At 38.3% G+C, this 7,788-nt stretch carries 8 protein-coding genes and 1 pseudogene; 2 read left to right on the top strand and 7 right to left on the bottom strand.

Going from position 1 to position 7,788, the window contains the following annotated elements; translation table 11 throughout:
* From msr(E) (FTU34_RS17140) to mobQ, 5 genes and pseudogenes are all read right to left on the bottom strand, one after another.
* Window positions 1-524, bottom strand: a pseudogene (gene msr(E), locus FTU34_RS17140) (ABC-F type ribosomal protection protein Msr(E)); the annotation flags it as partial.
* A gap of 670 nt (window positions 525-1,194) precedes the next feature.
* Complete coding sequence (locus FTU34_RS17135; protein ID WP_004896925.1) at window positions 1,195-1,737, bottom strand: plasmid replication DNA-binding protein; 543 nt, start codon at window positions 1,735-1,737, stop codon at window positions 1,195-1,197.
* Window positions 1,738-1,803: 66 nt separating this feature from the next.
* Entirely contained in the window at window positions 1,804-2,733 is a 930-nt protein-coding gene (repM, locus tag FTU34_RS17130) for a replication initiation protein RepM (RefSeq protein WP_068553070.1), read from the bottom strand.
* A 202-nt stretch (window positions 2,734-2,935) separates the two neighbouring features.
* Window positions 2,936-3,169 (bottom strand): hypothetical protein, encoded by a 234-nt coding sequence (locus tag FTU34_RS17125; RefSeq protein WP_068553069.1) that lies wholly within the window; start codon window positions 3,167-3,169, stop codon window positions 2,936-2,938.
* Between the two features lie 101 nt (window positions 3,170-3,270).
* Window positions 3,271-4,707 carry a MobQ family relaxase gene (gene mobQ, locus FTU34_RS17120; protein WP_107111964.1) on the bottom strand — a complete coding sequence of 479 codons (1,437 nt, stop codon included), beginning with the start codon at window positions 4,705-4,707 and terminating at the stop codon, window positions 3,271-3,273.
* Between the two features lie 208 nt (window positions 4,708-4,915).
* On the opposite strand from mobQ, the gene FTU34_RS17115 reads away from it, so the two are divergent.
* Together FTU34_RS17115 and FTU34_RS17110 are read left to right on the top strand one after the other, a co-directional pair.
* A complete protein-coding gene (locus FTU34_RS17115) occupies window positions 4,916-5,182 on the top strand; it encodes a mobilization protein (RefSeq protein WP_088749624.1) in 267 nt (88 codons plus the stop codon).
* Between the two features lie 17 nt (window positions 5,183-5,199).
* Complete coding sequence (locus tag FTU34_RS17110) at window positions 5,200-5,631, top strand: hypothetical protein (RefSeq protein WP_039090891.1); 432 nt, start codon at window positions 5,200-5,202, stop codon at window positions 5,629-5,631.
* Between the two features lie 138 nt (window positions 5,632-5,769).
* Here the strand turns inward: FTU34_RS17110 and FTU34_RS17105 are convergent, their stop codons facing one another.
* Entirely contained in the window at window positions 5,770-6,654 is an 885-nt protein-coding gene (locus FTU34_RS17105; protein ID WP_000155092.1) for an Mph(E) family macrolide 2'-phosphotransferase, read from the bottom strand.
* A 55-nt stretch (window positions 6,655-6,709) separates the two neighbouring features.
* Window positions 6,710-7,788 (bottom strand): ABC-F type ribosomal protection protein Msr(E) (msr(E), locus tag FTU34_RS17100; RefSeq protein ID WP_180073075.1); only part of this gene is annotated, 1,079 nt, incomplete at its 5' end.

Here is a 7,788-nt window from a genome sequence, read left to right as displayed (position 1 = left end):
GTAATTTTACCGTCTTTTAACTCCCATATCTTGTCTACAACCATATCAAGAAAATATCGGTCATGACTGATAACAAGTAATGCTCCATCAAATGCTTTAAGTTGACCAATAAGTAGATCTATTCCATTGAGATCAAGGTGGCTGGTTGGTTCATCCGCTAGAATGCCATGTACTTGTTGGGAAAATGCGGCAGCAATTTTTGCACGAGTTTCCTCTCCGCCACTCATTGTGTCGTTTTGTACATTGGAAACACCAAGGCGAGATAACATTGCCCGGTCTTCGACCGTTTCTATTTCGATTCCGCCCAGTTGGCTGATATGTGCAAAATCACCAAAACGCTGTAATGTCGCTTCGGCTAAAACAATTTCGCCATTAAGTACTTTGAGTAAACTACTCTTTCCTGCTCCGTTATCACCCACAAGACCAATACGGTCATAAGAGTGAATTTCCAATTCATCAATATCCAAAACATCACGCCCAGCATAATCCAAGCGTATGTTTCTCGCTTTAATAATTAAACTCATTTTTATTTACTCCTGTTTAGCTCTTGAAATTTTTTATGCAGCAAACAGGATTTAGGTGAAAACAAAAGCTAGCATCACAGTGTCCTCCCAAAAAAAAAGCTATTCATCCACAGGGTGGACAAATAGCTAGTCAATTAAGTTATAACTGGAAACTATGCACTAAAAGCATACTTATAAATTAAGCATACTTTTACTTTATATATCCGCATATATTCTTAAAGACACAACAAAAGCCCACCATTATAAAATAGTGTCACTATGCAAATAGTTGTGTCTTAACGAATGCGGATAGAATGCATAAACTTACCTAAAAAATAAAATTCAGTTTTATGATAACTTTACTGTTAAAAGAAGTCTAGACAACCTTGTTTTATGCTTGGATATAAGGCTTATTTTAAAATAATAGTAGTGAAGATTTTCTAAAATTAACATAATACACCTTATACGAAATGCTTGATATTTCTCTTTAAATATCATTATATTAACGTAAGCCGTTCTGGAGTATAGGGCACCAGAACGGCTTTTTATTGATTATTCATGTTCCACGATCACTAATTGAGCGATGTTCCACGGTTTTATTCAGTTTTAATAAACATCATCCGGTTTTTTGAGGAGTCATTATTTCAAGTGCTTGCACTGAAATTGGCTCTTCAAAAAACTGGAGTCTTGGCTAACCATATGGAAGGAAAAAGCGGCTTAGGAAGCCTCTCTTCTTCTGTTCTGGTTCAACATGCTCCGGGATAGGAATACGCTTATTGTCTTGCTGAGGAGTAGTCAATTCGTCATAGTTCGTTGCTAGTTCCGACCGAGGATCCGTTGCTATATCCTGTTTAAAGCTCTGATCGGTAAAGGTAGTCATATTGGCTTTTGGTGCTTCTAGTAAGCGCTGCATAGCTTCAATCTGTTCTTGATAAAACGATTCACGTTCTAAAGATTGATTTTCTCTCTGTATTGCCTGATTTAATTGTTTTTCCAGTATGTCAACTTGACGTTTTAGTAAGTCAACTTCTGTCAAGTTTTGACTGTTAATTGATTGACTTTGATTGACTGTATCCTCTTTTTTTTGTGGTTCCCCAAAAACTCTTAGGGCCTCTGAAAAGTCAATTAATCCATCAGATCCTTTAGATAAATTTCCTTTGTTTATATGTGCATATATGGCTTGTCTTGAATATCCATAAAGCTTAGCTAACTCTGAAACTGACAGTTTTTTCATTATGTAAACCAGTTTTCAACTTGTGTTAATACCTGACTGTTAACTTAACAATTTCAATTAACAATGTCATTGAAATCCTAATTTTCTGAGTAAAGGAAGTAATTCCTTAAATTTCTCTGCATCTTGCAGCATGGCAGCTATACGTACAGCAAACTGCTGATAGCTTTCTGTGCCTTGTGAATATTTACTCATCTCAGGAAGCTCTGAGAGCTTGTTGGCGAATAGATGGCGTTGTTTATCTGTTATTTTTGAAAAGAGGTCTAATGTATTCGGATCTCTTTTAGATTCGACTGAATGCGTGGCTGATTTTTTCTGTTTAAAGCTAAATGAAAAACCAGTAATAGATCTACCTGTTTTATGCTGTTCAACTTTGACAATAATATCGGTATGTTCATTTACTTGTTTTAATGCAATGTCTAAAACATATTTTTTAAAATCATACATTCGTTTGTATTCAGTCTCGAGTACACCTATTTTTTGTCTAAAATCATACATAGTTATGAGAGGCGTTTTTCCAGTACTACGCCATGCAATCAATATTTCATATAAACGAACAGCATAAGCACTTGTTAAATTACTTATTTGTTGTATTTCATACTTTGTAAATTGTTCTTCTAACCTAGTAATTAAAGGCACAATAGCAGGGGCAAAAATAAGTCTAACGACAGCTTCATTATCAATATAAGCCACCTCGCTCACCCATCTTGATTTGTGATTAATAGTGTTACCTTTTTCACTAAGACTCTGATAACTGAATTGTCTTGCAAACAAGTCATCGCAAGCATCTTTTAACGCCTGATAAGCCGTATTTCGATGTACACCAAACTGATTAATATAACTTTCAGCATGAACTGTTAGTGGATCATTAGCATTTATCCCTTTACCCGATTCCCTTGCTTCAACAATAGCTAGGAGAATTAACCTCTGTTCAACTAGATCGAGGTTATAACTGGCATTGATTAAGGCGTTATCTTTAACAACTAGTTCTGTTTTCATATGAAAAGATTATATTTTTAATTCAATAAGACGAGGTTATATAATTATCTCGCTTAATGCAAGGTAAACCTCGTTTTAATGCAAGGTAAACCTCGTTTTAATGCAAGGTAAACCTCGTTTTAATGCAAGGTAAACCTCGTTTTAATATCTCTAGAACCATTATGAATAAAGGATTACAGCTTAATTAAAAGCATTTAAAAGCTTAAAAATAATTAAAAGCCCAGGGAGTAAAAAATTGCCCTTGGTTTTCGCTTCGCTCAAACTCTATTGAATCTCGCTTTCGCTCGATTCGTCGGGGCAATTTTTGGTTCATATTTTCGTGAATTTGAGAAAAAGCAAAAGCAAGATCAAAAGCAGCTCGGAATTCGCTTCGCTCATGAGCTTTTTTTCTCGCTACGCTCGGTTTAGGAATCAAATTTGGAAAGTTCGCACCCATTCGGGATGCTCTGTAAAGCAGGTGATTGATGGATAGGGAGCTTGTAATCAGGGAAAGGGATGGGCAAATTTTCTCAGTTCGCTCGTAGACACTCGCTCTGTTTAGCGACTCATGCCACGAGATTTCATTTTAGGCGCATGTTGCTGTGCTTTGAGCTGTTGTTCCTGTCTGAGTTTCATCTGTTGTTCTGCTTTGATCTCATCCACACATTTTTTAATGACTTGATAGGATGGGTATAGAGTCTGGTATTGCTTGGCTTTGGCTGGATGTTGTTGTTGGTACTGCTTCCAGGCATGTTCTTTGAATTTGTCATTTTCCAATAAATCCTTCACACCATGTTTTTTCTGGTGTTCATGCTGACCTTTCAGCTTTTTGTGCTCCTGGTAAATCGCATCACGTTGGGCTTCCCAGGCTTTTTTTCCAAACAGTAAGGGTTTGTTCTGAGTTAATTCGTTGTGTTGATCGACCAGGCTTTGCAATTTGTCATGACTTTGCTTGAGTCCGCTTTTCACGATCTCCTGGGCAAGCTGCTGATTGAACTCATTTTGATGTTTGTGGTGCTTGGTCAGGGTTATTTCGGCTTGTTTGAGATTACGCTGCATGAAATCCAGGTCTAGATTCGCGTCTTTTGCGCTGATTTCGCGTTTTAGCACTTTGCCAAGGGTTTCCCTCTGTTTTTCCTCAAACAGGGCTTTTTCGTCAATTGGTGGCGTTTTAGCGCTATTTTTGATTTGGATCTGCTGTTCTGTTTTCAGTGTGCTGAGTTTGATCTCATTTTCAGCAATCAGCAGATCCATATTTTTGCTGTATTGCAGCTGAGCCTGATTTCTCTGTTTGATTTCGTCATTGCTTCGGCTGATTTCGGTCTCAATCCCTTTTCGGCGCAGTTCGGTGACTTTCGGCCCTTCGTGCAGCGTGGCTTCTAAACCATTCTCCTGGTCTTTGTAGCTGCGGTGGTCGACTCGGGCAGTGTATCCAGCCAGATCCAGGTGCATATTGCAGATATCGGCAAAGTGTTCGCGCCAGTGTTCGATTTCTCCACTGTGTTTCTGATCCAGTTCCCGGGTTTTCTCGGTGAAGCCTTCCTGAGTAAGTTTGCGTGTGCTCATCAGGATATGCGCGTGATAATTGCGTTCATCACTACCAGATCCAGTATGCGGTGCATGAATACAGGCATCGACGGCTACCTGGTGTCTGTCCACGATACTGGCGCATAGCTCTTCGAGCATGGCCAGGCGTTGTTCCTGATTTAATTCACTTGGAAAAGCGATTTCAAATTCTCGGGCAACTGTCGAGTTTTTTCGGGTTTCCCGTTGTTCAACTTCGTTCCAGAGTCTTTCCCGGTTTTTTAAATGTTCTGGTGCGCCTTCGGGTAAATAAATTTCTTTATATTCCACACCTGTTTTTCGGCTGTAATCATGTTCTCGGCCCTCACGTTCACAATAGATCTTTTCACCTGCCCGATAGGCAATCGCAGCAGTAGCGGAACGCCCTGCTGATCGTGCTACGGTTTTGACTGAAAAGTGGTAAATCGCCATGCCTATTTTCGCTTTTAAATTTTCACGTAGTGAAGTACAACCGTGGATACGGTTGTCGGGGTATTGGGGAGACCCCAATCGTACTTGCAAACGAAGTTTGCATAAGTGCGCTCTTCGAGGAAAACATTACTATACATATAGCACCTTGAATGCATATTCAAGTGCGCTTATGTTAGGGATGGTTTCCCAGGATGATGGTATTGGATTAATGAGCGTTACTGAAACACTAGACAGCAAAATCAAAGCACAGGAAGAAAAGCTAAAGCAGTTAAAGGCTCAAAGACAGGCAGCACTGGCAAGAGAACGTGCTAAAGAGAAAGAACAAGCTCGAAAGGATGATACCAGACGCAAAATTTTAATTGGATCCTGTATGCTAAAGATCACTGAAGATGATGAACAAGCCAGAGCTAAATTAATTGCTCAGATGGATAAGTATTTAACAGATGAGCGTGACCGAAAGCTTTTTAATTTATAAATTTTGAGGGATAAGTAGTGGAAGATCCAACACTTAATAAGTTAATACGTAATACAGAATTATTCTTCGAACATCACTGGAATGTAGACCTATTAGGAAAGCCTCCTGAATGGTCACCAGTACATTTTAATTTTGGAAAAATTCCTAATTACGATAAACAAGGTGTATATGCGTTTGTCAAAGGGGATTTAGTGACTTATATCGGTGTTGGGACTTCTAGAGGTGCTGGCCGTTATCGTGGTAATGGCTTAAGCGCCAGGGTAATGAAATATTGCCGATGGAATGAAGATAAAACTGAATATATTGCGATAGATCCAAGACTGAAAGATGCTGGATCCATCATTACAATAGGCTTTGAGCGTGATACGGCTTATTTAGCAAATGCCCTAGAAGTTTTTCTTATCTCTAAAATCCAACCTGTCCACAATGTGGTTAAAGTTGGTATGTAATTTCGCATAAGAAATTTTATGTTAAATGATTGTTAGAAATGCCCCTTGATCGAGGCATTTTCTATAAAGAATACTAAAAACTAATTAAAGCCAACCAAGTTTCAAAACAAGGCAGTTCTCAGCAATCATATTTTTAAATTATATAACTCCCAACTGAGCTTTTGCTCCAACGATAAGGCTTTCATTTTGAGTTTCTAAGGCAAATAAACCATACATCAAAGGAGAGGCCGCTGCTCTTTCTAAAGTCTGTTCATATAGTTTATTCCAAACTTTACCCCCTAGTTTTTCATACTCGATGATTAGAGTTTTGAGGCTTTCTTCTCCAAACAAAGTTACATGCCCAGCAAAATCAATCGCTGGGTCATCTATATGGGCTGTTGACCAATCAATAACGCCTGAAACAGCTCCATCCTTTGAAGCTAGTACATGCCCAGCATATAAATCGCCATGTATAAATTGGGTGAAATCTGCCCATAGAACATCATTATCCAACCATTTTCTGTAGCGGGTTTCCAATTGCTCACTTATACCAATTTCAGATTTTACTAACTGCAAATTGTTTGCTATTTCAGGTCTTAAATCTGAAGGTTTCATAATTTTCAAATCATTTTCCCGAACTTCTTTTTCAGGAATACTATGGATTTCAAATAAGGTTTTTGCCAAAGATGTTATGTATTTCGGGCTATCTTTGTCCATATTCCAAATTATTTCATAGGTTTCAGCATCCAAATTTAAAACAGGATTATCTTTAAGTATGGGATAAGCCACTAATTCTGTAGATGAAATTCTCCAATCAGGAACCTCTACAGAAAGATGTTTTTTTACCAATTCTAAAATGCGTTTTTCTTTCTTGATTTGTTCCCTCATGCCATCACGACGAGGAATACGCAGCAACCATTGTTGCCCCTTTGTATCAAGAGCAAAAACGACCTTAAAATCAATGCCCATTTCATTGAAATTCATTTTGTCCGTAAGCAACAAGCCGTGTGCTTCAGCAAGTGATTGAATATCTTGAATTGTCATTTTTAATTTCCTTTAAAGAGTTCAATAATTAATGTTCGGATTAGATTGGCTATCATTAACAATCTCTCTCAAAAGTCTTGATGATTTTGTGGTCTTTGATCTCGTAGATAATGTCAGCAATATTATCGACCAATTGCTTGTCATGAGATACGAAGATAATAGTTCCTGCATAGGACTTCATCATTGTTTCTAATGCGGCAATACTTTTTAGGTCAAGATAGTTTCCTGGTTCATCCATAAGCAAAATATTATATTTTCCTAAAAGCATTTTGGATAAAAGCAGTTTGATGATTTCACCTCCCGATAAGTCGGATAAGTTTTTTTGAATATCATTCGCTCCGATCCCCATTGAAGCCAATACTGCACGAATTTCCGCAACTGTGTACTCGCACTCTTCCTGCATAAAGGAGAGCACAGATTTATGCGTGTTAAATTTATATCCTGTTTGTGTAAAGTAGCCAATTTCAGCTTTTGGAGATATGGTTAATCCATCAGCACGTTCTGATATCATTTTTAACAAGGACGTTTTCCCTGTTCCATTCGATCCAGTTATAGCGACTTTAGCGCCAAGCGGTATTATAAAGTTAGCGTCATCAAAGATAGTACGGCTACCAAATTTTAAGCTCAGACCATCTGCCGTAATCGGGAACTTATTGTGCAGTTCTAGGGCTGAACTTTGACGAAAACGAATAGAACGCAAATGCTCTGGTGCTTGAATATCTTCTAATGCAGCCAAACGCTTTTCCATACTCTTAGCTGCCTGATACAGTTTTCTTTGCTTGGTGCCAGTCATTTTTGCATGCCCAAGTCGTCCAGCACTTTCGGTAGAGTTTTTGGATTTTTCTCCTTTTTTCTTATTGTCTAATCGATTAGCTTGCTGGCGTTTTTCTTGCACAGCAGATTCTAATCGCTCCCGTTCCTTCATCATCAGCTCATATTCTACGGCTTGGTGTTGTCGCTCTTCTTCTTTTTGACGCAAGTAATCCGAGTAACCACCCCAATATTCCGTAATTTTACCGTCTTTTAACTCCCATATCTTGTCTACAACCATATCAAGAAAATATCGGTCATGACTGATAACAAGTAATGCTCCATCAAATGCTTTAAGTTGACCAATAAGTAGATCTATTCCAT

Source organism: Acinetobacter sp. YH12094, from assembly GCF_013419295.1.
GTDB classification, from domain to species: domain Bacteria; phylum Pseudomonadota; class Gammaproteobacteria; order Pseudomonadales; family Moraxellaceae; genus Acinetobacter; species Acinetobacter amyesii.
Note: the sequence above shows the minus strand (reverse complement) of the source record. Positions and strands in the feature narration are given on the sequence as shown.

Bases quoted from the DNA above. Each gene is read 5' to 3' on its own strand.
- repM (WP_068553070.1), bottom strand. From the start codon at position 2,733: ATGAAAACAGAACTAGTTGTTAAAGATAACGCCTTAATCAATGCCAGT.
- FTU34_RS17135 (WP_004896925.1), bottom strand. From the start codon at position 1,737: ATGAAAAAACTGTCAGTTTCAGAGTTAGCTAAGCTTTATGGATATTCA.
- FTU34_RS17115 (WP_088749624.1), top strand. From the start codon at position 4,916: ATGAGCGTTACTGAAACACTAGACAGCAAAATCAAAGCACAGGAAGAA.
- mobQ (WP_107111964.1), bottom strand. From the start codon at position 4,707: ATGGCGATTTACCACTTTTCAGTCAAAACCGTAGCACGATCAGCAGGG.
- FTU34_RS17125 (WP_068553069.1), bottom strand. From the start codon at position 3,169: ATGGGTGCGAACTTTCCAAATTTGATTCCTAAACCGAGCGTAGCGAGA.
- FTU34_RS17105 (WP_000155092.1), bottom strand. From the start codon at position 6,654: ATGACAATTCAAGATATTCAATCACTTGCTGAAGCACACGGCTTGTTG.